This is a genomic window from Synechococcus sp. MU1617 (assembly GCF_020514235.1).
In the GTDB taxonomy this organism is placed as follows: Bacteria; Cyanobacteriota; Cyanobacteriia; order PCC-6307; family Cyanobiaceae; genus Parasynechococcus.
Map to the genome: position 1 here is coordinate 548,712 of NZ_VTLB01000001.1, position 20,840 is coordinate 569,551.

General features: G+C 60.5%; 29 protein-coding genes. 18 read left to right on the forward strand and 11 right to left on the reverse strand.

The features are described from left to right. The first annotated feature begins 105 nt into the window (after positions 1–105). The 5 genes from dapB to FZZ90_RS03080 all read left to right on the forward strand — a co-directional run bounded on the left by dapB (position 106) and on the right by FZZ90_RS03080 (position 3,343). Entirely contained in the window at positions 106–939 is an 834-nt protein-coding gene (dapB, locus tag FZZ90_RS03060; protein ID WP_226424278.1) for a 4-hydroxy-tetrahydrodipicolinate reductase, read from the forward strand. A 10-nt stretch (positions 940–949) separates the two neighbouring features. Then, positions 950–1,606 carry a hypothetical protein gene (locus tag FZZ90_RS03065; protein WP_226424279.1) on the forward strand — a complete coding sequence of 219 codons (657 nt, stop codon included), beginning with the start codon at positions 950–952 and terminating at the stop codon, positions 1,604–1,606. A 65-nt stretch (positions 1,607–1,671) separates the two neighbouring features. After that, complete coding sequence (locus FZZ90_RS03070; RefSeq protein WP_186493572.1) at positions 1,672–1,923, forward strand: high light inducible protein; 252 nt, start codon at positions 1,672–1,674, stop codon at positions 1,921–1,923. A 41-nt stretch (positions 1,924–1,964) separates the two neighbouring features. Then, complete coding sequence (locus FZZ90_RS03075) at positions 1,965–3,110, forward strand: FAD-dependent monooxygenase (RefSeq protein WP_226424280.1); 1,146 nt, start codon at positions 1,965–1,967, stop codon at positions 3,108–3,110. A 20-nt stretch (positions 3,111–3,130) separates the two neighbouring features. Next, positions 3,131–3,343 carry a DUF2949 domain-containing protein gene (locus FZZ90_RS03080; protein ID WP_226424281.1) on the forward strand — a complete coding sequence of 71 codons (213 nt, stop codon included), beginning with the start codon at positions 3,131–3,133 and terminating at the stop codon, positions 3,341–3,343. On the opposite strand, the gene FZZ90_RS03085 is transcribed toward FZZ90_RS03080, so the two are convergent. After that, positions 3,334–3,897: an adenine phosphoribosyltransferase gene (locus tag FZZ90_RS03085; RefSeq protein ID WP_226424282.1), complete on the reverse strand. Its 564-nt coding sequence runs from the start codon at positions 3,895–3,897 to the stop codon at positions 3,334–3,336. The genes FZZ90_RS03080 and FZZ90_RS03085 overlap by 10 nt on opposite strands. On the opposite strand from FZZ90_RS03085, the gene FZZ90_RS03090 reads away from it, so the two are divergent. Genes FZZ90_RS03090 through FZZ90_RS03100 form a run of 3 tightly spaced genes read left to right on the forward strand, consistent with a single transcriptional unit; the run spans position 3,896 to position 5,494 of the window. After that, entirely contained in the window at positions 3,896–4,444 is a 549-nt protein-coding gene (locus FZZ90_RS03090; protein WP_226424283.1) for a DUF3038 domain-containing protein, read from the forward strand. The two genes, FZZ90_RS03085 and FZZ90_RS03090, sit on opposite strands and share 2 nt — an antisense overlap. Before the next feature lie 7 nt (positions 4,445–4,451). After that, complete coding sequence (locus FZZ90_RS03095) at positions 4,452–5,066, forward strand: DUF4335 domain-containing protein (RefSeq protein ID WP_226424284.1); 615 nt, start codon at positions 4,452–4,454, stop codon at positions 5,064–5,066. A gap of 59 nt (positions 5,067–5,125) precedes the next feature. Continuing rightward, positions 5,126–5,494, forward strand: coding sequence for a hypothetical protein (locus FZZ90_RS03100; protein ID WP_226424285.1), 369 nt, complete (start codon positions 5,126–5,128; stop codon positions 5,492–5,494). On the opposite strand, the gene FZZ90_RS03105 is transcribed toward FZZ90_RS03100, so the two are convergent. Continuing rightward, a complete protein-coding gene (locus FZZ90_RS03105; protein ID WP_226424286.1) occupies positions 5,479–5,943 on the reverse strand; it encodes an EF-hand domain-containing protein in 465 nt (154 codons plus the stop codon). The two genes, FZZ90_RS03100 and FZZ90_RS03105, sit on opposite strands and share 16 nt — an antisense overlap. A gap of 136 nt (positions 5,944–6,079) precedes the next feature. Here FZZ90_RS03105 and FZZ90_RS03110 point away from each other — a divergent pair, with 136 nt between their 5' ends. The 3 genes from FZZ90_RS03110 (at position 6,080) to ppk2 (ending at position 9,115) form a co-directional block, all read left to right on the forward strand. After that, complete coding sequence (locus tag FZZ90_RS03110; protein ID WP_226424287.1) at positions 6,080–6,805, forward strand: response regulator; 726 nt, start codon at positions 6,080–6,082, stop codon at positions 6,803–6,805. 1 nt (position 6,806) lies between these two features. After that, positions 6,807–8,132, forward strand: coding sequence for an ATP-binding protein (locus tag FZZ90_RS03115; RefSeq protein ID WP_370631022.1), 1,326 nt, complete (start codon positions 6,807–6,809; stop codon positions 8,130–8,132). A gap of 158 nt (positions 8,133–8,290) precedes the next feature. Next, the gene (gene ppk2, locus FZZ90_RS03120; protein WP_303535790.1) at positions 8,291–9,115 is read left to right on the forward strand and encodes a polyphosphate kinase 2; all 825 of its coding nucleotides are present in this window, start codon (positions 8,291–8,293) and stop codon (positions 9,113–9,115) included. Positions 9,116–9,282: 167 nt separating this feature from the next. Here the strand turns inward: ppk2 and FZZ90_RS03125 are convergent, their stop codons facing one another. Beyond that, positions 9,283–9,594 (reverse strand): hypothetical protein, encoded by a 312-nt coding sequence (locus FZZ90_RS03125; protein ID WP_226424290.1) that lies wholly within the window; start codon positions 9,592–9,594, stop codon positions 9,283–9,285. Between the two features lie 171 nt (positions 9,595–9,765). Between FZZ90_RS03125 and FZZ90_RS03130 the strand changes: the two genes are divergently transcribed. Further along, positions 9,766–9,978 (forward strand): hypothetical protein, encoded by a 213-nt coding sequence (locus FZZ90_RS03130; RefSeq protein ID WP_226424291.1) that lies wholly within the window; start codon positions 9,766–9,768, stop codon positions 9,976–9,978. Between the two features lie 166 nt (positions 9,979–10,144). Here FZZ90_RS03130 and FZZ90_RS03135 read toward each other — a convergent pair whose 3' ends face one another. The 4 genes from FZZ90_RS03135 to FZZ90_RS03150 all read right to left on the reverse strand — a co-directional run bounded on the left by FZZ90_RS03135 (position 10,145) and on the right by FZZ90_RS03150 (position 13,821). Further along, on the reverse strand, positions 10,145–10,747 hold the full coding sequence (locus FZZ90_RS03135; RefSeq protein ID WP_226424452.1) for a hypothetical protein: 603 nt from the start codon (positions 10,745–10,747) through the stop codon (positions 10,145–10,147). A gap of 458 nt (positions 10,748–11,205) precedes the next feature. After that, positions 11,206–11,427: a hypothetical protein gene (locus FZZ90_RS03140; protein ID WP_041435027.1), complete on the reverse strand. Its 222-nt coding sequence runs from the start codon at positions 11,425–11,427 to the stop codon at positions 11,206–11,208. A gap of 121 nt (positions 11,428–11,548) precedes the next feature. Further along, a complete protein-coding gene (arsJ, locus tag FZZ90_RS03145; protein WP_226424292.1) occupies positions 11,549–12,802 on the reverse strand; it encodes an organoarsenical effux MFS transporter ArsJ in 1,254 nt (417 codons plus the stop codon). Then, on the reverse strand, positions 12,799–13,821 hold the full coding sequence (locus tag FZZ90_RS03150; protein WP_226424293.1) for an ArsJ-associated glyceraldehyde-3-phosphate dehydrogenase: 1,023 nt from the start codon (positions 13,819–13,821) through the stop codon (positions 12,799–12,801). The genes arsJ and FZZ90_RS03150 overlap by 4 nt, the downstream gene beginning before the upstream one ends. Before the next feature lie 60 nt (positions 13,822–13,881). Here FZZ90_RS03150 and FZZ90_RS03155 point away from each other — a divergent pair, with 60 nt between their 5' ends. The 3 genes from FZZ90_RS03155 (at position 13,882) to FZZ90_RS03165 (ending at position 15,908) form a co-directional block, all read left to right on the forward strand. Further along, positions 13,882–14,199: a metalloregulator ArsR/SmtB family transcription factor gene (locus FZZ90_RS03155; RefSeq protein ID WP_226424294.1), complete on the forward strand. Its 318-nt coding sequence runs from the start codon at positions 13,882–13,884 to the stop codon at positions 14,197–14,199. Positions 14,200–14,201: 2 nt separating this feature from the next. After that, on the forward strand, positions 14,202–14,819 hold the full coding sequence (locus FZZ90_RS03160; RefSeq protein WP_226424295.1) for a DUF938 domain-containing protein: 618 nt from the start codon (positions 14,202–14,204) through the stop codon (positions 14,817–14,819). Between the two features lie 63 nt (positions 14,820–14,882). Further along, on the forward strand, positions 14,883–15,908 hold the full coding sequence (locus FZZ90_RS03165; RefSeq protein ID WP_226424296.1) for a mechanosensitive ion channel family protein: 1,026 nt from the start codon (positions 14,883–14,885) through the stop codon (positions 15,906–15,908). Here FZZ90_RS03165 and FZZ90_RS03170 read toward each other — a convergent pair. Both FZZ90_RS03170 and FZZ90_RS03175 read right to left on the reverse strand, forming a co-directional pair. Further along, a complete protein-coding gene (locus FZZ90_RS03170) occupies positions 15,869–16,183 on the reverse strand; it encodes a Tat pathway signal protein (protein WP_226424297.1) in 315 nt (104 codons plus the stop codon). The genes FZZ90_RS03165 and FZZ90_RS03170 overlap by 40 nt on opposite strands. A gap of 38 nt (positions 16,184–16,221) precedes the next feature. Beyond that, positions 16,222–16,626 carry a hypothetical protein gene (locus FZZ90_RS03175; protein WP_226424298.1) on the reverse strand — a complete coding sequence of 135 codons (405 nt, stop codon included), beginning with the start codon at positions 16,624–16,626 and terminating at the stop codon, positions 16,222–16,224. Between the two features lie 55 nt (positions 16,627–16,681). Here FZZ90_RS03175 and purS point away from each other — a divergent pair, with 55 nt between their 5' ends. The 3 genes from purS to FZZ90_RS03190 are packed head-to-tail and all read left to right on the forward strand — an operon-like array spanning position 16,682 to position 18,536. Further along, a complete protein-coding gene (gene purS / locus FZZ90_RS03180) occupies positions 16,682–16,936 on the forward strand; it encodes a phosphoribosylformylglycinamidine synthase subunit PurS (RefSeq protein ID WP_226399180.1) in 255 nt (84 codons plus the stop codon). Further along, positions 16,933–17,583: a phosphoribosylformylglycinamidine synthase subunit PurQ gene (gene purQ, locus FZZ90_RS03185; RefSeq protein WP_226424299.1), complete on the forward strand. Its 651-nt coding sequence runs from the start codon at positions 16,933–16,935 to the stop codon at positions 17,581–17,583. The genes purS and purQ overlap by 4 nt, the downstream gene beginning before the upstream one ends. Then, a complete protein-coding gene (locus tag FZZ90_RS03190) occupies positions 17,583–18,536 on the forward strand; it encodes an LD-carboxypeptidase (RefSeq protein WP_226424300.1) in 954 nt (317 codons plus the stop codon). Before purQ ends, FZZ90_RS03190 begins: the two co-directional genes overlap by 1 nt. A gap of 86 nt (positions 18,537–18,622) precedes the next feature. Here the strand turns inward: FZZ90_RS03190 and fba are convergent, their stop codons facing one another. Together fba and FZZ90_RS03200 are read right to left on the reverse strand one after the other, a co-directional pair. After that, on the reverse strand, positions 18,623–19,696 hold the full coding sequence (gene fba / locus FZZ90_RS03195; RefSeq protein ID WP_226424301.1) for a class II fructose-bisphosphate aldolase: 1,074 nt from the start codon (positions 19,694–19,696) through the stop codon (positions 18,623–18,625). 60 nt (positions 19,697–19,756) lie between these two features. After that, a complete protein-coding gene (locus tag FZZ90_RS03200; RefSeq protein ID WP_226424302.1) occupies positions 19,757–20,839 on the reverse strand; it encodes a Gfo/Idh/MocA family protein in 1,083 nt (360 codons plus the stop codon). Position 20,840 lies beyond the last annotated feature (1 nt).

Consider the following 20,840-nt stretch of genomic DNA (forward strand, 5'->3'; position numbering starts at 1 on the left):
AGCAATGTAAAGAACCTTACGGTGACTGGCCCTAAGGACGCGAGGATTTCTGATCGGCCGTTACACGAGCCGACCCATAGGCTTTGAAGCGTCTGCTGCGCTTTCATGACCGCTCCGATTCCCGTCGTTGTCGCCGGTGCCCTGGGGCGAATGGGTGCCGAGGTAATTAGGGCTGTGGTGGGAGCCCAGGACTGCAGCCTTGTTGGCGCCATCGACAACACACCCGGCAAAGAGGGGGCAGACGTGGGGCTGGAGCTGGGCCTAGGGGAGCTTGAGGTGGCAGTGACGGCTGATTTTGAAGGTTGTCTCTGCGCTGTGAGCCAATCGGTGCGAGACAGCGGCAGCGGCGCCGTGCTGGTGGACTTCACCCACCCTTCCGTTGTGTACGAGCACACCCGAGCGGCGATCGCCTACGGCGTTCATCCCGTGATCGGGACCACAGGGCTCTCCCCTGAACAACTCAACGACCTCACCGAGTTTTCGGCCAAAGCTTCAGTGGGTGGGGCCGTGATCCCCAATTTTTCAGTGGGCATGGTGCTGTTGCAGCAAGCGGCAGCCGCAGCGGCACGGTTCTACGACCACGCGGAACTGACGGAGTTGCACCACAACCGCAAGGCCGACGCCCCCAGCGGCACCTGCATCAAAACCGCTGAGCTGATGGAGGAGCTGGGGAAAAGCTTCAATCCCGAGGAAGTGGACGAACACGAATCCCTGGCGGGTTGCCGCGGTGGACAGCGGGACAGTGGCCTGCGGCTGCACTCCGTGCGGCTGCCGGGCCTGGTGGCTCATCAGGAAGTGATATTCGGTGCCCCAGGGGAGACCTACACCCTGCGTCACGACACGATCGATCGTTCCGCCTACATGCCAGGCGTGCTGCTCACGGTGCGCAAGGTGGGCAGCCTCGGCAGCCTTGTGTATGGCCTTGAGCGCCTGATCTGAAGGCGACACCATGCTCATTCCCCTTCGCCCCGGTGAACTTCAACGGCTGATCCCTGCCGTTGCCACGGGCAACCAGTTCCGCTTCTCCCTCGGCAACCCCCAGGAGGTGCTGCAGCGCCTGATGATCGCCGCCATCGGTGGAGTCATCACATTCCTGATCTACAACCAAGCGCAGCTCGGCAGCCGCTGGGGCCCCGTCTGGCTGGTGATCAGCGTCGTGTTCTTCCTGTATGTGCTTTGGGGCCCAATCGTTCAGGCCGGCCAGCGCAACGCCACCCTTCGGCGATATCCCTCGGCAGCCCTGTTCGAGGGCGAGGTGGCGGACGTGATCACGCGAGAGCGGGTGGAAAACCGCCACGAGCAGGCCGACAGCCGCGGCCGGCTGGAACTCGTGGAGAACCGACGCACATGGATGCTGCTCGAACTCGAAGACGAGGAGGGTTATCTCGGCCGAGTGGCATTTCCGATGGAGAAAAAACACCAGTCGATCCGCCGCGGCAGCCTGATCCGCTGCTTGGTGCTGAGTGAGCGCAAGGATTTCTCAAAGATCGGCGCCCTCAGCGATGCTTGGCTGCCGGGCATGCGGATGTGGGTTGGCGAGTACCCATTCCTGCTCCGCCCAGCCTTTGAGGAGCTCTGCCAACTCCGCCTGAACAGCCGGCGCTGAACAGCCACTGCCGAACATTTCTTAAACCTGGTTTACACTTCTTAGCAATTCAATCGGCGGCTTCCATGTCTCAGTCTTCACCTTCCACTCCTGTCGTGCGCGGTGCACAGGTCACCATGGAAGACGGCGGTCGCCTCAACGCCTTTGCCACGGAACCCCGTATGGAAGTGGTTGAAGCGACGCAGGGTTGGGGTTTCCACGACCGCGCCGAAAAACTGAACGGCCGCATGGCCATGCTCGGCTTCATTGCTCTGCTCGCCACCGAGTTGGCCCTGGGCGGCGAATCCTTCGTTCACGGGCTGCTCGGCTTGGGCTGATTGCCTCGCGCTGGATTGGGATGGCTGGCCAGACTCCCTGAATGGCCCCTTCCCTTCCAGAGATTCATGTTTTGGGCGCTGGTCCTACCGGCGCCCTTACAGCTCTTGCCCTCGGACTCCGAGGTCAGCGTGTGGTCCTGTTTGACCCGCTGACGTCATCGGAACTGCAATCCAGAAGCCGGGCCTACGCCATCACCCACTCCAGTCGTCGGTTGTTGACGAATCTGGGGCTTTGGCACGATCTACGCGATGCCTTGGTGCCTTTCCGTGAACTCGATTTGCGAGATGGGGCCACCAACGTCCGCGTTCTCTTCGGCCAGAACGATCTGGCAACAGCCAATCGGAACCATGACGGTATTGGCTGGATCCTCGATCACCGGCCATTGATGAAGCTGTTGCTGGCACGGCTTGAGGCGAATGACAACGTTGCCATGCACCTGGCCGAACCATGCCCTGATCCAAGCGCTGATGCCCTGATCGTGGCGGCTGATGGACCGCGCTCCCCCACGCGAGATGCCTGGGGCATCCGTCACTGGGGCATCCGCTATCGCCAGGGATGTCTCACCGCAAAAGTTGTCCTACGGGGACTCCCCCACGACAGGGCCTGCGAGTTGTTTCGTCCGGAAGGCCCCCTCGCCGTTCTGCCTTTGGGTCAGGGAATCTTCCAGGTGGTGTGGAGTGCACCCTGGCAGCGTTGCCAGCAGCGCAGCACGCTGCAGAGCAGTGCATTTCTCGATCAGCTGGCCGCTGTTCTCCCGCAGGGGATTGAACCGGATCACCTGCTCGACCAACCCCGTGCTTTCTCTCAACAATGGCTGCTGGCTCGCCGCTTTCATCGCGGACGAGGCGTGCTGATCGGCGAAGCAGGTCACCGCTGCCATCCCGTGGGAGGCCAAGGGCTCAATCTCTGCTGGCGGGATGTGGATGGATTGCTGCGCGCCGTGGAGCGGGGCGGCAGCGCTGCAACGATCGCTCGGCACTACGGGATGAGCCGTTGGCTTGATGTTCTCCAGGTGGGTGTGGCAACGGATCTTCTGGTGCGGGTGTTCTCCAACCGCCAACCGCTGTTGCTTCCCCTGCGGCACTTGGCCCTGCTGCTGCTGAAACAGTTCTCTGTGCTGCGCCAACTCAGCTTGCGGGCCATGAGTGACGGCCCCATGCAGCTCTGGCGGGCCTTGCCAAACTGAGCCAAGCGCGGGTCGCGACCATGGTGATGTCCAGCCAGCGGCAACCCCCAGCAACCGAAGCGCTGCTGCACTTTCTGCAGCGCCGTTTGGGGTTGAGTCCCAGCGCCTTGGAGCTAGGGCAACGCCAGGCGGAATTGGAACAAGCCCCCCTCCCGATTGTGCTTTGGAGCTTCGGGTTGTTGAGTTTGCAGCAGTTGGAAGACGTCTTCGACTGGCAGAACAGTCAGCCGTAGCGCAACAACGCTTCCACGGGTTGGTCCGCAGGTAACGCCTGACGGCCTCCCAGCCCCTCCAGCTCGATCACAAAGGCAAAGCCCACCAAGCAACCACCGGCCTGCTCCACCAGTTGTCCTGTCGCTGCAGCCGTTCCACCGGTGGCCAGCAAATCGTCCACCACCAGGACACGGGGTGAATTCTCAAAGGCATCGGCTTGAATCTCGAGCCGATCGGTGCCGTACTCCAGGGCGTAGTCGAGACCGACCACCTCACCGGGCAGCTTTCCAGGCTTCCGCACAGGCACGAAGCCAAGCCGTCGGTCGCTGGCCAAAGGAGCCCCAAAGATGAACCCCCGGGATTCGATCCCCACGATCAGGTCAGGCTTCACCTGGTCGCAGAACCGGCCCAGCTGGCGGATCACCTCGGCCATTGCTTCGGGCGACCGCAGGAGCGGGTTGATGTCTCGAAACAGAATTCCAGGCTTGGGAAAGTCTGGAATTGAACGAATGTGCGACTGAAGATCCAAATCCAGGTGACGCAATGGCGGTGCCCCTGGCATCATCGCAGCCATGACTGAAGCTCCAGCCCCAAGCGCACCCACCGACGGCGCGCGTCTCAGCCGGCGGGGCGTCGAGCGCCTCGACCTATTGCTTCTGACCATTGAGGCTCTTGATCTCAATGGTGGGGAGGCGATGGTCTGGACCAGCCAGCAGATGGGCCTTCAAGCGCAATTCCCTAACCGGGTTGAACTCTGGAAGCGGCGCTGTCATAACCCCCTTCGGCGCACCACCCGGCGGGACCAGCTCGACCCAGTGGACGCTGAATCCCTGATTTGCCTGGTGTGTGCCATGGCAGATCGGCTCTATCCAATGCTCCACCAACTCCTCTCGAGCCGCGAGCCGGAACAGCTCACCCAACAGCGTTGGCAGTTGTTCCACGAGCGCCTGCGCGACCTCATCGAAGAGCGGATGAATCAACGCCGGGAAGCGGTTGTTCGCCTTCTCACGATGGAGCCGGCGGCCCCTCTGCACCGCGAACTGATCAGCACCCTGGCGTTCTGCGCAGGCCCAGGAGGAATCGATCGACTCCGCGCCACCCTGCTCGACCCCACGCCCTAGGCCGACCATGTTGAAAACGACGTACCAATACGAACAGACCGCAGCACGGCTGGTGGTGGAAGGCTTTCCCGACCTCTCCGCCGACCATTCCAATGAGGCGATCGGCATCCTGTCGTCTTGGCGGCTGCAGTTGGTCGGAGCACCGGAACTGGAAGGCACACGGGATCATCTCGAGGCTCTGATGGGAGCCGTGATGCCCTACGCCAGACATCGTTTGTCCGGTGTGCAGCGCCGTTTTGGCCAGGAGAGCGGTTTTGTGAGCATCGCGCCGGATCAGGCCAACCATCGGCTGGAACTTCGCAGCAGCAGAGAGGGCGTTGAGCCGCTGCAGCTCAAGCTCGATGACGCCGAACTGGCCGATCTGGTGCGATGCCTCGATCGCTTGCGGCTGGACAGCCGGGTCAAGCTGACCTGGACATTCCCCGAGGACCGCCCCTTGAAGCGTCAGGAGATCGTCGATCGCGTTCCTCTACAGAAACGCCTTGGACCACCCCTTCTGGCTGGGGTCGCTCTGGCGTGCACCATCGCCACAGCATGGCTTGTTCCTCTGCCTCAGGAGCCCAAGGAGTCATCGCCGGCGCCCGCCCCCGTGGACAAGCCTGAAACGCAGTCCGAACGTTGACGTGCAGGAAACACGCTTCAGAATCGCCGCATTAACGGCTCACTGATCAGCACCATGCCATGAGGAAGGCACGCCGTAGCAGCAAACTCGATCAACGACGGGTCTTCCGCCCCCGTCGTCGCTTTCCCTACGGCGCCGTCTTGCGTCAGTTCACGGTCGTCGTTCTGATGCTGGCTGCGGCAGCCGGGATCGCTGTGCTTCTTCATCAGTTGCCCCAGCAGGTCGACATCATGCTGCTGCTGAGCAAGGCCATCGATGATCTGATTGGCGGTGTTCAGCAACTGCTGGAAGCCATGCTTGGGCTCGCAGCCATCGTGCTGATCGCTGGCATCGTGCTCCTGGCCGGCATTCTCTTACTTGGTGCGCTCTGGAGGTTGATTCGCATGATCCGCCTGGTGATCTCGCCCCCCGCTCAAGGCCGGCGCTGAGGCGGAGCCAGAGAGCGCTGATGATTCCACAACTCCTCCAGCGTCACGGTTCCATCCCGATCACCATCCAAAACATTGAAGTTGCGACTGATCCAGGGGATGCGCTGGGCTTCCTCTGAATCCAAGCGAAGATTCCGGTCGCGGTCGGCCTGGCGGAAATGGCGCTTCAGGCGAGGGCCAGTGGGCGATGAATCCTGAAGACGTAGGTCCTTCAAGAGGAGATATGAGCGATTGTTCTGGCGTTTGAGCACACGGCTCAAGGCACGTCGACCCTGCACTTCCGAGGCATCCAATCGACCGTCTCTATTGACGTCCAAGCGGATGAACAGGGTTTCCATCCTGGTGCTGTAGACGCGCATGGTCTTGTCGCCCGGGGCGGCCTGCAACGCCATAGGACTCAGAGCCAATGCCAACGGGCCGAGCACACGGATGGCTTTTGGCGCAGTCATATCACCAGCCTATGGAGCATGAGCAGCTCTGACGATGACTGATGCATGACAGTCGGCTGCTGAGCTGTGACTGGGTCCTACCGGGGAGGGACAGACGCCAGGCCACTGCATACCATCAGCCCATCCGCTGATGGCCATGGCCAAGGACACCATGATCTGGGTGGTGGACGACGACCCGGAACTGAGAAAGATGGTCGGCACCTACCTGATCGACCAGGGCTATGACGTGCGCAGCCTCTGCGATGTGAAGCAATTCGAGGCACGTCTGGAATGCCAACGCCCAGATCTGGTGGTCCTTGACCTGATGCTGCCTGGTGATGATGGGCTGACGGCTCTGCGAAGGCTGCGGGATGCCGGAGATGATCTCCCCGTGTTGATGCTCACCGCCCGCGCGGACGGTGTGGATCGGATTATTGGCCTTGAACAGGGGGCCGATGACTACCTGGCCAAACCGTTCTTGCCCAGAGAACTCACGGCTCGAATTGAAGCCGTGCTCCGGCGGCGCAATGCGATGCCAGCGGGAACACCGGTGGAAGGTGGGGAATGCATCCGCTTTGGCGACAACCAACTGGATCTCTCCGCCCGCACCTTGCTGCAGAACAACGAGCCGGTTGTGATCACCAGCGGTGAGTTCAGCCTTCTGGCCGCCTTTGTGAGCCATCCCCATCGCCCCCTCTCGCGGGAACGTCTGATCGAACTCGCCCGAGGTCCCGGCAGCGACACCGACAGCCGCAGCATGGATGTTCAGGTGTCGCGGGTGCGCAAGCTGGTGGAACCGGATCCAACCCGCCCCCGCTACGTGCAGACGGTTTGGGGGTATGGCTACGTCTTTGTGCCGGACGGCACGCCGAGATCCCGCTGAGATGCCTCGCCAACGGGGACTGACACGCGGACTTGCTCGCTTCGGCGCATGGGGGACAGCCCTCATGGCCTGTTGGATGCTGGCTCTGCTGCTGCTGCAGGTGCTGTTCGGCAGGCAACTGGAACGGATTCAGACGCTGCAATTGGGGCGGGACCTGGCGTTGAACATCCGCCTCACCGAACTAACCCTGGAGCGTTACCCCCCTTCACTGATCAGCGAACTCACGGGCCTGGAACTCGTGGTGAGCGCACAACCAGCGGCGCCGGATCGAGAAAGCCAAGCTGCGGCCCAGCGGCGCCAAGAGCTGCGGCAGGTGCTCTGCTCTCGCCTCACGCACTGCCGTGAGCTCCGGCCTGCCCCGAGCAGGGCTGGCACGCCGGAGGCATGGATTGAACTGTTCTCTCCGCTGGAACCAGTCTGGCTGCGCACACCCCTGCCCATGGCGCGCGCCTGGCCGCCTCCACCAACACTGCTGCTGCTGGCCCTGGTGGGCGCGACGGTGATGACCGGGGTGCTCTATCTGCTCCTCGATGTTGCCCGTCCTCTTCGAAAGCTTGAGGACGCTGTTTCTCGAGTGGGAGAAGACATCAACCGCGAACCTGTCCCCGAACAAGGATCCGCTGAAGTACGGCGGATCTCCCGACGCTTCAACGCAATGGTGCACCGCCTGGCTGAAGGGGAAAAAGAGCGCGCCACGATGCTGGCCGGCATCGCCCACGATCTACGTGCACCTCTCACGCGGCTGCAGTTTCGGTTGTCGATGCCGGAGCTCAATTCCGAGGAACGGACGCGTTGCCACAGCGATCTGGAGGCCCTAGAGCGCATTACAGGTCAGTTTCTGCTGTACGCCGGAGGCGGTGAACGGGAGGAAAGCGTTGAATGTCCACTGGATCAGTGGCTTGCTGAAACCGTGGCGGGCCAACCGAAGGACCAGCTTCAGCTCGAGCTCAGTCCGATCAGCTTGCCGATTCGGCCGGTCGCCCTGGGCCGCGCCGTGAGCAACCTGATCGACAACGCCTTCAGCCATGGCACCGCACCGGTTGTCGTTCGGCTGCGCAGGCGGGGAGCGGAGGTTGCCATTGAAGTGTGGGACCAGGGGCAGGGAATGCCCGCCAATGCCTGGGAACGAGCCCTGCAACCCTTTCAACGCCTGGATTCAGCGCGAGGGAGTCAAGGCCATTGCGGCCTTGGGCTGGCCATCGTGAACCATGTGGTCCGCACCCACGCTGGACGACTGAGTATTCGGCAGGGCAATGGCGATCCAGGCCGGTTTTCCGTGATCATCACCCTGCCGGTGAAGGAGACGAAAATGCCAGACATTCCGTAAAAAACCGGACTGGATCATCCCGGCAGATTGCATTGCTGGCAGAACTGAACTGGCGATCCACCTGAAGCATGAGCCAGCCCAGCGACCCTGACATGACAGCCGTCCTCGAGGCCATCGATCACTACAGCGATGGCGATGTCGACCAGCCGCAGGAAATCATGGTGGAGCTGCAGGAGGGTTGTTCAAACAAGCACAAACCGCTGAACAAAAAGGTCTACGAAAAAGAGCTGGCCAAACTCCAGACGGAACTGGTGAAGATGCAGTACTGGGTGAAAGCCACCGGCTTTCGCATGATCATCCTGTTTGAAGGGCGGGACGCCGCAGGCAAGGGAGGATCGATCAAACGGCTGACGGAGCCCTTGAACCCCAGGGGATGCCGGGTGGTGGCCCTAGGCACACCTTCAGAGCATCAAAAAAGCCAATGGTATTTCCAGCGCTATGTGGAGCATTTCCCCAGTGCCGGAGAAATCGTTATCTTCGACCGGAGCTGGTACAACCGGGCCGGCGTGGAGAGGGTGATGGGCTTCGCAACACGCGAACAAGTGGAGCAGTTTTATGTGTCGTGCCCACAGTTTGAGCAAATGCTGGTGCAGGACGGAATCCTGCTACTCAAATACTGGTTCTCCATCAACGATGACGAACAGGAGAAACGCTTTCAGGAACGCATTGATAACGAAGAGCGTCGCTGGAAGATGAGTCCGATGGACATCGAATCACGCAATCGCTGGGTGGAGTACTCGAAAGCGAAGGACATCATGTTTTCCAAGACGCATATTCCGGAAGCCCCATGGTTCACCGTGGAGGCCAATGACAAGCGCCGCGCCCGCTTGAATTGCCTGCGCCACATCCTCAGCAAGGTGCCCTATGAAGACATGACACCTCCGCCCATCAAGATGCCGAAGCGTCCAAAGCAAGGCAGCTACAAACGACCTCCCTTTAACGAACAATTCTTTGTTCCCAACAACTATCCATACAAGAACTAAACAAGGGAGCTCAATGGAATGGGAGCGGGCCAAGAAGCACGTCAATAAATCAAGCTCCACTCGCAAAGATTGTTTTAGAGATTCCAACCAACCCATCGATCTGCCGCCTTCAGACAGACCGATGAGTTTCGCCTAAGCCAAAGCCATCGAAATCCGTTTAATCCAACTCAATACACAAACCAGCAAAACAAATAGACGAGCAGCGACAAGCCAAACACCAACATTCCGGCCGATGTTTTAATCCTCATCCACTTTTTGTCCCACTTATAGGGAGCCATCACCACGATCGTAAAAAATGTCAAAGCGGCATACACAACTAAAGTGTGCTTGGGATGCTCCTTGGCAACCAACATGCTGATGCCATGCCAAAAGAAGGTCAGCATCGAGGCATAGGATGAAATCGCTCCAAGGTTGTAAAGCAACTCTTTGCGCTTTTGGAGTTGCCCACTAATCCATTCTTGAAGGCGCATCAGGGACATCGAAGGGACGAGAACTTCAACTTAGCGATTGGATCTTTTAACTCACATTGCAAGGAATCCCCTCACCACATCGAGTGTCATGTGCAGCGGGCTTGAGCCCAGACAGCAGCACGCTTTAAGGTGACCAACCATCAAGTCCCCCAGGTTTTGCTCGCTTCCTGGCAAGTCCTAATGCGGTGTATCGCCAGCGCACTGTTCCTGGTGGCCCATGGCCTGCTGGTGCTGGAGCACATCACCATTGGGACGGCACTCCATGGGATTGCGGAGTTGTTCCTTGCCCCTTGGGCTCTGCGCCACAAAGCCTGGGACATCATCGTGATCGGACTGATTTTCTGCGTCTTCGACCTGTGGGGAACGCTGCGCTTGACCGGCGCCCTGGTCTAAGAGCCCCTCAGCCACTGAGCTGCTGGGACCAAAAACCAAAGAGCTGCCAAGACGACCAGAGGAACATCCCAAGGAAGACCCAGTTCAGCCAAGCGGGACGTCTGTCGTTTTCAAACATCTCTCAAGACAGCGAGAAGGCGACACCTGACCTTATCGGTGCCGCCAGTCAATGACCATGGAGCAGGAGTTGAAGCAGCAACAGCGCTCCCATCCCGCCACACCCCGCCAGCAGCCAGGGCAATCGAGCTTGCTGCAGATCAGGCAATTCGTCCCGAAACACCGCCATCAAGAGGCCTCCACCCAGAAACGCGGTTGCCGTCGCCAACGTGAGCGCATCAACTGGATGAAGCACAAAGGCATGCAGAAGCCCCAATACAAGAGCAGCACTTCCAAACCAGCGGTTGCGGCGGCGGAATCGCTGCGGATGATGCTCCGCTGCATAGCGATCCATCAACAGCACATGGGCACTGATCGCAACAGTGAACAAAACGCCATAACCCACGCCGGTTGTGATCAGTGACGGCAGGGAATAGGCATAGAGGTAATTGATGGCAGCAAAGTTGAAGAGCTGCAGCCAAACCGCGTAGGGCGGTGCCCCCTCTTTTTGCTTCATCAGCACGTTCAAGCTGAAAACCACGAGCACGCCGCCCAGGGCAACCAGGAACAGCAAGGCTTCCACCAGAGGTGCAGGCACGTAATCGACGAGGCCTCGAATTTCTGAGAGTTCAGATCCGCCCGACGCCAACTCCGGCAGCAAATGGATGAACACGTAAGCCAAGCCGGCGCCCCCTCCAACGGACGCCCAGCGCTGCTGCTGAGGCTCTGGGCATGAGGCAACCCAAATGGCCAGCCAATGACAACTGCCTATCGCCAGGACACAGAGGAGCGCAATCAACCAGACCACTGATCCCGATCAGCCCCTAAAAGTCTGAAGAGCGGCGACTGAAACGTCATCTGGTCTGGCTGGGGCAGATCAGCGCGCCCAAGCGTTCGCGATTCGCATCAGAACACCGACATCCACAACCGGCATCTCTAGCTTCAAAAAATCCCAGCCGTCCGCTGCCCGCCATGGCCATGCGATCCACCACGAAGGCAGCACTGCTTATGGCCACTGTGCTGTCGCTTGGGGTCGTTCCCCCCGGTGTACGTGCTGGTGAAAAACTTCGAACAGCCTCTGTTTAAACCGATCAACTGACCTGATTCGTCATTGATGCCGCGGCCGAAGCATCACTTCGCCGAGGAACTCCAATCGGCCGAACGAAACGACACGTTGGCACCACCACTGCGTTTCAAGTCGTGCATGCCCTCCAACTGGTTGTAGACCGACAGCAGCTGCCGGCGCATGTGATCGGTATGCGGCAGATCAGCGATCAAACGCAGCACATCCTCTAAGGATCGCTTGGCATCGATGACCAAACGACAATCGGGGCTGCCAGGCTCATCACGCATAAATCAGAAGCGAATACCTCTATTCAGCAGAAAATCGCTGCTTGCGGGTGTCTGAATCCCTACCAATACAGCGATATTCAGCAGAAATTCAGGGTTTGATCCCAACTGGCTTAACGCTCATTCATCCCGCGGCGTTTCGCACCGCTGGCAGCCTGAGGCTGCTGAGCCACGACAACAGCACCAGCAGGGATGAAGCCCAGAGACAAGCCTGCATACCTGCGGCTTCGGTTCTGCCAAGCATGAACACCGCTCCCGAGAGCAACGTGCCCACGAGTCGCCCGGCAGCATTGGCCATGTAATAGAAGCCCACATTGAGGCTGACGCTCTCCGCATCGGTGTACGCCAGCACCATGTAGGAGTGGATCGACGAATTCATCGCGAACACCACCCCGAAGGCGGCAAGGCCTGCGGTGATAGCAACCGCCACATCAACCTGGCGCCACAGCGCCACAGCGATCAGGGCCGGTATCGCCGTCAACAAAGCACTCCAGAACTGCACAGCAGACACCCCCGGGGATGTGGTCTGGCCCCAGAGCCGTCTCAGGCCAGGCGCTGATCCCTGGACGATGCCGTAGCCAATCACCCAGAGACCGAGGAAGCCACCGATCTCCCAGAAACTCCAGCCCAGGGAGGTCTCGAGGAACACCGGCAAGGCCACCACGAACCAGACATCCCGGGCACCAAACAAGAAGAAGCGCGCCAGAGACAGCACGTTGATGCCCTGGGATTTGGAGAACAGGGAAGAGAAGGCCGGCTTGGACTTCATCTTTCCGATCTCTCCGGGCAGCACCAGCGTGAGCAGGAAGGCGAAGGCGAGGCCTGCCGCCATCCAGCCCACAGCAGCATTGAAGCCAAAGGCAGTCAGCAGCACCCCACCGAGGAAGAAGCCGACACCCTTGAGGGCGTTCTTGGACCCCGTGAGGATCGCCACCCACTTGAAAAGCTGCTGTTGCCCCTGCTGCTGATCATTCGGAGTTTCCGGTACCACCGTCTTGATGGCACTCTTGGCGCTCATCTTGTTGAGGTCTTTGGCGATGCCGCTGATGGCCTGAGCGACCATCACGTAGATCACGCTCAACAGTTTCGGCCAGCTGGCGGCGACGGGCATCAGCATCAGCAGCGCAAAAATCTGCAGCAGCGTGCCCACCCAGAGGGTGAGCCGAAGTCCATAGCGGGCACCGATCCAACCGCCATAGAGGTTGGTGAGCACCCCGAAAAACTCATAAAAGAGAAACAGGAACGCGATCTCGAGGGTGGTGTAGCCGAGCTGATGAAAATGGAACACCACCAACATCCGCAGGGCCCCATCGGTGAGCGTGAAGGCCCAGTAATTGGCGGTGACGATGCCGTACTGCTGCAGGGGGGAAAGCTTCATGCGTCCAGCCCAACCACGTGACAGGTGAGGTCGGCCATGCGGCAGCTGTAACCCCATTCGTTGTCGTACCAGGCAAACACCTTCAGCTGGTTGCCATCCACCACCATCGTCGAAAGGGCATCGACAATCGAGCTGCGGTTGTCGTTGGTGTAGTCGCAGGACACCAACGGGCGTTCCTCGTAACCCAGAATTCCCTGCAGCGGCCCTTCAGCAGCGGCTTTGAAGGCAGCATTCACCTGCTCCACCGTGACGCTCTGCTTGAGCTCGAACACCGCATCGGTGAGCGATCCATTCAGCAGAGGCACGCGAACAGCATGACCATTGAGCTTGCCCTTCAGCTCGGGGAAGATCATTGCGATCGCCTTGGCAGAGCCGGTGGTGGTGGGGATCAATGAGGTGAGCCCGGAGCGCGCCCGACGCAGATCGCTTTTGAAAGAATCGATCGGCACCTGGGTGTTGGTGATGTCGTGAATGGTTGTGATCAGGCCGTGCTCGATGCCGAAGCTCTCGTGCACCACCTTCACCACCGGAGCCAGGCAATTGGTGGTGCAGGAGGCGGCCGTCACCAACTTGTGCCGCGCCGGTTCATAAAGGTGATGATTGATCCCGTAGACGATGTTGAGTGCTTCCTCACCAGCGACGACACCCTTCACGGGACAGGCCACCACCACACGCTTCAAACCCACCTGCTCGAAATAGGGGTTGAGGGTCTCCGGCGTTTTGATCTTGCCGCTGGCCTCGAGCACCATCTCCACACCCCGATCGATCCAGGGAACGGCGGTGGGGTCTTTTTCGCTGGACCAGGTGAGTGCGGATCCCTCCACACTGAATCCATCAGGGCTGCTGGTGATGCCTCGATCCCAGCGACCATGAACAGAATCGAACTCCAGCAGGTGGGCCGCCGTTGCTGCATCGCCAGCGGGATCATTGACGTGCACCAATTCGATGCCAGGCCGGCCCCAGAGGGCGCGGAACACCAGGCGACCAATCCGCCCAAAGCCATTGATACCAATCCGCATGCCAGCCCCTTTGATCAATCAAATTATGTTGATCCAAACAGAGCGGGGGACACTGCTCTTGTGATCCAGAACACCCTGAATGTTGAGCAGTCGAGACAGCTGCTCAAAGCACTGGCCGACCCGATCCGCCTCGACGTGATCCATGCACTGGCGCAAGGCGAACGATGCGTCTGCGACCTCACCGGTGTTCTCAACCTCTCCCAGTCAAAGCTCTCGTTTCATCTCAGGGTGCTTCGAGAAGCGGGGCTGCTGAGAGACCGACAAAGCGGCCGCTGGATTTACTACCGCCTGCAACCGGATGCCCTGGCAGCACTGGAAGCCTGGCTGGCTGAACTGCGCCGCAACTGCAGCCAAAGCGCCGCCCCCTGCCCGAGTTAACGATGGACCAACGGCTTTTTTTCCCAGCCACGGAACGCAATCGCGGCCCCATCGGAGATCTGCTGCACCAGCTGTTGCCTGCCTCAGGGGCCGTGCTGGAACTGGCCAGCGGCAGTGGTGAGCACGCCGTCTGTTTTCAGCAGCGCTTTCCCAATCTGCGCTGGCAGGCCAGCGATCCGGATCGAGACCATCGCGCCAGCATCAACGCCTGGATCCAGCACCAGGGTCTGAGCCAGGTGATGCCAGCAGCCCTCAACATCGATGTTGAGAAACGCCCCTGGCCCCTTCCCCAGACCGTCCGAGGGGCACTGAACGCTGTGGTTTGCATAAATCTGCTGCACATCAGTCCAGCCAGCTGCACGGATGCCGTGCTCGAGGAATCCGCCCTGTTGCTGCCCAGCGGAGCCCCCTTGATCATTTACGGCCCGTTCATGCGCAATGGTGCTCACACGAGTGCAAGCAATGCCGCCTTCGACCAATCTCTGAGAGAACGCAACCATCAGTGGGGGTTGAGGGAGCTGAATCAAGTGACAGCCATCGCCGCCAAAGCAGGCTTCAAAACTGAAAACGTGCTCTCCATGCCCGCCAACAATCTGAGTCTCATTTTTCAGCGCGCTTGAGCCCGATCTTGTTGCCAGCTTCAGCAAGGCCGTCAAGAATCACGGACATCTCCTGTGTGCGCGATGGATCTGACTGGTTTTTTAACAACGCTGCTGATCGGTTCAGCCATCACCCTGACCCTGGCCTTCCTGTGTAGGACGGTTTTTCCTCGGTTTACGAAGCGGACCACATCAGACTTCGACGACGTTGTGCTCAAGACCTTCGCCGCCTCGGTGGTGCCTTTCGGTTTGGTGGTCACCCTGATCCTCGCGCAGGATGATTTGGGCTTGCCCAACAACATTGAAAGGGCCTACGACACATCGCTGCGCATTGTTGGCACGATCATTCTGATTCGGTTGGTTAACCGGATTGGATCGCGATTTCTTTTCGGATTGGTGCGACGCGCAGGCGCGGATGATCTTCAACAACTCCTCCAAAGCCTGCTCCCACTGCTGAGAACCGTGGTGTGGGCCATCGGCACTTTGGTGCTGCTGCAGAGCCTGGGCGTGAAGATGACGGTGATCTGGGGTTTGCTCAGTGCCGGCGGAATCGGCATCGGCTTGGCCCTTAAAGAACCGGCCCAGGAATTATTCGCCTACCTGATGATTCTTCTGGACAAGCCTTTCACCGTTGGGCAATTCATCACGGTGGGATCCACCTCAGCAACGGTGGAACGCATTGGTGTTCGCTCCACCCATCTGCGCAGCCTGCGCGGCGAACAAGTGGTGATGAGCAACTCGACCCTGACGGGCTCCACCATCCTCAACTTCGCCGAAATGGCGCAACGCCGGATGATCTATTCCATTGGCGTCACCTACAGCACATCCGTCGAGCAGATGCAGGCGATCCCGACGATGGTTCAAGCCATCATCGATGCTCAGGAGCACAGCACCTTCAACCGCTGCCACTTCACCGAATTCGCTGATTCAAGCTTGAATTTTGAACTGGTTTATTACATCGACACCCGCGATTTCACCGTCGCTCTGAACGAACAGCAAGCGATCAACCTCGGCATCATGGGGGCCTTCGCCCAAGAAGGCATCGACTTTGCCTTCCCAAGCAGGACGCTCTACCTGGAGGGAGATTCACTCACTGGCAAAGCCTCCTGAGCCGTCGGCACAGCAGAACGCCAGACGATGCCACCGATCAGCAGGGCCAAGGCCGCCACAGCAGCAGCAAGGGGAATCAAGCGGCGCTGATCCGGACTGGGCCCAACGGCGATCTGGCCCGAGATGTTGTCGCGTCGTGACGCCAGAAATGCGCCCTGCCGGCATCGGGTGCACACCGTGTTGGTGATGCCGGCACTTTTCAACTTGAAGCCGTAACGCCCAGGTATCTCAACGGGTGTTCCGCAGCTGGAACAAGTGAGAGAAAAAACTGTCATGGGGAATCTGCCCTCACTTCAGATTTATCACCCCGGTTTCACTCCAGCGGGATGACGCCCGTGGCACACACAGAACCCCAGCAGAGGCTGTGATCCACCGTCCAGAAGGGCTGCACTTCAAGCCAGTCCTCAGCCTGACCAACCCGCATCATCATCTGACCGCTGCCGTCATGGACAAATTCGACGCGCTGCTGATTCCAGGTCAACACCCAGCGCTCTCCAGGGCTGGAGGCGACCATCCGACAGGGACTCCAGGCCTGCTGATCGATCCGGCAACGCATTGAGGCAGCTTCTACCGAGCTTCCACCTACTGAGCTGCCAATCAGCAGCAGAGCAGCGGTCCAGAGCTGAATGCGAAACACAGACAACGACTCGGCAAAACGCTGGCAAAAGGCGTCCTTTTCACCATGGAGCCGGGCGATGGTCACGCCGTTGAGGCGCACCGGATCTCTTCAGGGTTTGGTGTCTGTCAGGATTTGATCAGAGCAGTTGCTGATCGTGCCGCGTTTTCAAGCCCGCGTCCTTGTGCGTTTGCGCCCCTCTGTGCTCGATCCAGCCGGAGAAGCCGCGCGTGGTGCCGCTGAACGGCTTGGGGTGGAAGGCCTTAGCAAGCTGCGCATCGGCAAAGCCGTGGAAATGGAGCTGGAGGCTCCTGATGAAGCCGAAGCCCGCCGCAGGTTGGAACTGCTCAGTGATCGCTTGCTGGCCAACCCGGTGATCGAAGACTGGACCCTGGAGCTGGAGCAGTCATGAGCATCGGGGTCATCGTTTTTCCCGGCTCGAACTGCGATCGGGATGTGCAATGGGCAACCGAGGGTTGCCTTGGGATAAGCACGCGCCGGGTCTGGCATGAGGAGACCGACCTCAGCAGCTTTGACGCCATCGTTCTGCCGGGCGGTTTCAGCTATGGCGACTACCTGCGTTGCGGTGCCATTGCCCGCTTCGCGCCAGCCCTGCAGTCCTTGATCGACTTTGCCGCCAAGGGCGGACGCGTGCTCGGCATCTGCAACGGATTTCAGGTGCTCACAGAACTGGGGCTCCTCCCCGGTGCACTCACCCGCAACCGGGATCTGCACTTCATCTGTGAGGACGCGCCCCTCAAGGTGGTGAGCCAACGCACGGCCTGGACGCAGGGGTACAACGAAGGGGCCCTGACCCTGCCGATCGCCCACGGTGAAGGCCGTTACCAATGCAGCGATGACACGCTGAAGCAGCTTCAGGATGAAGACGCCATTGCCCTCAGCTACGGCAAAAACCCGAATGGGTCGGTATCCGACATCGCAGGCATCACCAATGCCAGCGGAAGTGTTCTTGGCCTGATGCCCCACCCGGAGCGAGCCTGTGATCCAGCCACGGGAGGCACCGACGGCCGCCGGATGCTGGAAGCTCTGCTGGGCTGATGCCAACCCGACGGACGCTGCTGCTTTCAGGGGCATCCACCGTTGTCACGGCCCTGCTCTCCCCCAGGGGCATGGCTGCCCAGCGCAGGCTGAAACCCCTGAAACCTGGATCACGCATCCGCGCCGTGAACCCCGGCACCTGGATGGATCCGGACACAGATCTGCAGGCCTTGCGCGAACGCTGTGATCAACAGCAGTGGCATCTGGAGATTCCCGCAGCCGTCACCCGTCAATGGCGCTATTTCTCAGGAACCGACCAGGAACGGGTTCAGGAGCTGAAATCAGCCTGGAACGATCCAACGGTGGATGCCGTGGTGACCCTTGGCGGTGGCTGGGGGGCCGCCCGTGTGCTCGAAGCTGGGTTTCGCTTTCCTCCTCGTCCCAAATGGAGCCTGGGGTTCTCCGACACCAGCTCCCTGCTGCTGGCCCAGTGGGCCGCTGGGCTGCCGGGGGCCATCCATGGATCCAGCGGCGGCACTGAGGCGCAGTGGCAACGCACGGTTGATTTGCTCTGCGGACGTCCGGTGGCGCCCCTGCTGGGCGAATCACGACGCCGGGGGATCGCTCGCGGCCCTTTGGTGGTAACCAACCTCACCGTGGCGACCCACCTGATCGGAACGCCCTGGCTTCCCTCCCTGAAGGGGGCCATCCTCGTGCTGGAAGACGTGGGCGAAGCGCCCTACCGAGTCGATCGGATGCTGACCCAGTGGCGCAGCGCAGGCCTGTTGCAGCACTTGGCAGGGGTGGCCTGCGGTCGCTTCAGCTGGGCTGAAGACGACATCCTTCCGGGTGACTTCACGATGGACGAGATCCTTGAAGAACGACTTGGCGATCTCGGTATTCCACTGGTGCTGAATCTGCCACTGGGCCATGGACGGCCCAACCAGGCCTTGCCCCTGGGAGCGCAAGCGCAACTGGATGGCAACCACGGCCGTCTCAGCCTGATGGCCTGATCAAAGACTGACGCCGCTCACGATGGTGCAGCGCAACAAAAAAGGGGCCTTTCGGCCCCCAGTGATTGGTCGTTTGATCGTGATGATCAGGCAGCGACGGCAGCCTTGGGATCGAGAGCGCCCTTGGAGTAGAGGCCGGCGTAGTAGGTGATGCTCTGCTGCTGGATCTTGCTGGCGTTGCCGGCAGCCCAGAACTGCTGGTAACGATCCAGGCAGACCTGCTTCATGTACTTCCGAGCCGGCTTGTTGAAGTGGCGGGGGTCGAAGTTAGAAGGATCGGCCATGGCGGCTTCGCGCACAGCAGCGGTAAAGGCCAGACGGTTATCGGTGTCGATGTTCACCTTGCGCACACCATTGCGGATGCCTTCCTGGATTTCTTCGACGGGAACGCCGTAGGTCTCGGGGATGGCACCACCGTGCTTGTTGATCATCTCCAGCCATTCCTGGGGAACGGAGGAGGAGCCATGCATCACCAGGTGGGTGTTGGGGATGGCTTTGTGGATCTCAGCGATGCGGCTGATGGCCAGCACTTCACCTGTGGGCTTGCGGGTGAACTTGTAAGCGCCGTGGCTGGTGCCGATGGCGATGGCCAGGGCGTCGCACTTGGTCTTGGCAACGAAGTCGGCAGCCTCAGCGGGATCGGTGAGCAGCATGTCCTTGGACAGCTCGCCCTCAAAGCCGTGGCCGTCTTCGGCTTCACCCTTGCCGGTTTCCAGGGAGCCCAGGCAACCCAGCTCACCCTCAACGCTCACACCCACGGAGTGGGCGAAGTCCACCACCTGCTTGGTGACGTTGACGTTGTAGTCGTAGCTGGCGGGAGTCTTGGCGTCGGCTTCCAGGGAACCGTCCATCATCACGGAGGTGAAACCGTTGATGGCAGCGGAGTAGCAGGTGTCAGGGGCGTTGCCATGGTCCTGGTGCATCACCACGGGGATGTGGGGATAGGTCTCGGTGGCGGCCAGGATCAGGTGACGCAGGAAGATCTCGCCGGCGTAGCTGCGGGCACCGCGGGAGGCCTGGAGGATCACAGGGCTGTCGGTCTCGTCAGCCGCTTCCATGATGGCCTGGACCTGCTCCAGATTGTTCACGTTGAACGCAGGAATGCCGTAGCCGTTCTCAGCGGCGTGGTCGAGCAGGAGCCGAAGCGGAACGAGCGCCATGGATAAATCCTCGGAGGGTTGGGGTCGTCAAAGACGAATCGCCGGCAATTTTACCGCGTGTTACGCAAAATCCAATGTGCCGAGGGCAGCCTGATCGCAGGCCACACGACTCGCCACGCCCTCGGCCAGTCCAGGCAGCATCGGTTGCCCACTGCGAATGCTCTCGGCCCACCAGCCCAGCACCCGGGCCACAGGGGCGATGCGGCCATCCGACCAGGTTTCCGGGAAGGCGAGGTCGGTATCGGGCTCCACCGCGCGGAAGGGCTCACCGATCGGGGCGTGCTGCAGCTCAAAGCCATGGACGTAGTCCTTCTGGTTGGTGCTGCTGAGCAGCAGCGATCCCGCGGAACCGACCACATCCAGACAGAAACCGCGACCGTTACGCGACACGGAACTGAGGCTGACCTGAGCCGGCACCGGCAGCTCTTGCATTCCCTGCCAATGGGCAACGGTCTGCAGCAGCGACACATCGGGGGCATCCACGGCGGCCAGGCCACCATCGGGGTGGGGGCGTTGCTTGATCGAAACACTGTTTCGAGCCTGGATGGCCCCCAGGGGACCGATCAGCCAGGCCAGCATGTCCAGGGCATGGGTTCCGAGGGCTCCGATCACGCCGCCTCCCTGATCCGCCTGGGCATACCAGTTCCAGCCGCGCTGGGGATCGGCACGGCTGCCCATCAGCCAGTCGAGCTTCACCAGCCAGGGCGTTCCGACAGCACCAGCCTGCAGGAGGCGTGCGGCTTGCATGAACAGGGGAACAGCCCTGTATTCGTAATCCACAGCCACCGAGAGTCCCCGTGCCAGGGCCAGCCGCTGCAGCTCCCGGGCCTGATCGGCATGCAAAGCAATGGGCTTCTCCAGCAGCAGGTGCTTGCCCGCCTCCAGAGCCCGGCGGGCCAGGTCAAAGCGAGGTGCCGGGGGGGTGGCGATGACCACCGCGTCCACCGCGGGATCGCCCAGCAGATCGTCCCAGTCGCTGAATCCCCTCAAACCATGGGCAGCCGTAACGGCATCCAAGCGCTCCTGGCGGGGGTGCCAAAGGGCAATCGCCTCAAGATCGGGCGTGGCAGCAAGGGCCGGCAGGTGCACCTTCTCCCCGAAGCCGAGACCGGCAACGGCAACACCAAGGGGTTGTCGAGACATC

Bases quoted from the DNA above. Each gene is read 5' to 3' on its own strand.
- FZZ90_RS03085 (WP_226424282.1), bottom strand. From the start codon at position 3,897: ATGGCTGCGATGATGCCAGGGGCACCGCCATTGCGTCACCTGGATTTG.
- FZZ90_RS03160 (WP_226424295.1), top strand. From the start codon at position 14,202: ATGGACCAACGGCTTTTTTTCCCAGCCACGGAACGCAATCGCGGCCCC.
- ppk2 (WP_303535790.1), top strand. From the start codon at position 8,291: ATGGTGGAGCTGCAGGAGGGTTGTTCAAACAAGCACAAACCGCTGAAC.
- FZZ90_RS03065 (WP_226424279.1), top strand. From the start codon at position 950: ATGCTCATTCCCCTTCGCCCCGGTGAACTTCAACGGCTGATCCCTGCC.
- FZZ90_RS03080 (WP_226424281.1), top strand. From the start codon at position 3,131: ATGGTGATGTCCAGCCAGCGGCAACCCCCAGCAACCGAAGCGCTGCTG.
- dapB (WP_226424278.1), top strand. From the start codon at position 106: ATGACCGCTCCGATTCCCGTCGTTGTCGCCGGTGCCCTGGGGCGAATG.
- arsJ (WP_226424292.1), bottom strand. From the start codon at position 12,802: ATGAAGCTTTCCCCCCTGCAGCAGTACGGCATCGTCACCGCCAATTAC.
- FZZ90_RS03150 (WP_226424293.1), bottom strand. From the start codon at position 13,821: ATGCGGATTGGTATCAATGGCTTTGGGCGGATTGGTCGCCTGGTGTTC.
- FZZ90_RS03130 (WP_226424291.1), top strand. From the start codon at position 9,766: ATGCGGTGTATCGCCAGCGCACTGTTCCTGGTGGCCCATGGCCTGCTG.
- purQ (WP_226424299.1), top strand. From the start codon at position 16,933: ATGAGCATCGGGGTCATCGTTTTTCCCGGCTCGAACTGCGATCGGGAT.
- FZZ90_RS03110 (WP_226424287.1), top strand. From the start codon at position 6,080: ATGGCCAAGGACACCATGATCTGGGTGGTGGACGACGACCCGGAACTG.
- FZZ90_RS03190 (WP_226424300.1), top strand. From the start codon at position 17,583: ATGCCAACCCGACGGACGCTGCTGCTTTCAGGGGCATCCACCGTTGTC.
- FZZ90_RS03105 (WP_226424286.1), bottom strand. From the start codon at position 5,943: ATGACTGCGCCAAAAGCCATCCGTGTGCTCGGCCCGTTGGCATTGGCT.
- FZZ90_RS03095 (WP_226424284.1), top strand. From the start codon at position 4,452: ATGTTGAAAACGACGTACCAATACGAACAGACCGCAGCACGGCTGGTG.
- FZZ90_RS03125 (WP_226424290.1), bottom strand. From the start codon at position 9,594: ATGTCCCTGATGCGCCTTCAAGAATGGATTAGTGGGCAACTCCAAAAG.
- fba (WP_226424301.1), bottom strand. From the start codon at position 19,696: ATGGCGCTCGTTCCGCTTCGGCTCCTGCTCGACCACGCCGCTGAGAAC.
- FZZ90_RS03100 (WP_226424285.1), top strand. From the start codon at position 5,126: ATGAGGAAGGCACGCCGTAGCAGCAAACTCGATCAACGACGGGTCTTC.
- FZZ90_RS03170 (WP_226424297.1), bottom strand. From the start codon at position 16,183: ATGACAGTTTTTTCTCTCACTTGTTCCAGCTGCGGAACACCCGTTGAG.
- FZZ90_RS03090 (WP_226424283.1), top strand. From the start codon at position 3,896: ATGACTGAAGCTCCAGCCCCAAGCGCACCCACCGACGGCGCGCGTCTC.
- FZZ90_RS03075 (WP_226424280.1), top strand. From the start codon at position 1,965: ATGGCCCCTTCCCTTCCAGAGATTCATGTTTTGGGCGCTGGTCCTACC.
- FZZ90_RS03140 (WP_041435027.1), bottom strand. From the start codon at position 11,427: ATGCGTGATGAGCCTGGCAGCCCCGATTGTCGTTTGGTCATCGATGCC.
- FZZ90_RS03070 (WP_186493572.1), top strand. From the start codon at position 1,672: ATGTCTCAGTCTTCACCTTCCACTCCTGTCGTGCGCGGTGCACAGGTC.
- FZZ90_RS03165 (WP_226424296.1), top strand. From the start codon at position 14,883: ATGGATCTGACTGGTTTTTTAACAACGCTGCTGATCGGTTCAGCCATC.
- FZZ90_RS03115 (WP_370631022.1), top strand. From the start codon at position 6,807: ATGCCTCGCCAACGGGGACTGACACGCGGACTTGCTCGCTTCGGCGCA.
- FZZ90_RS03200 (WP_226424302.1), bottom strand. From the start codon at position 20,839: ATGTCTCGACAACCCCTTGGTGTTGCCGTTGCCGGTCTCGGCTTCGGG.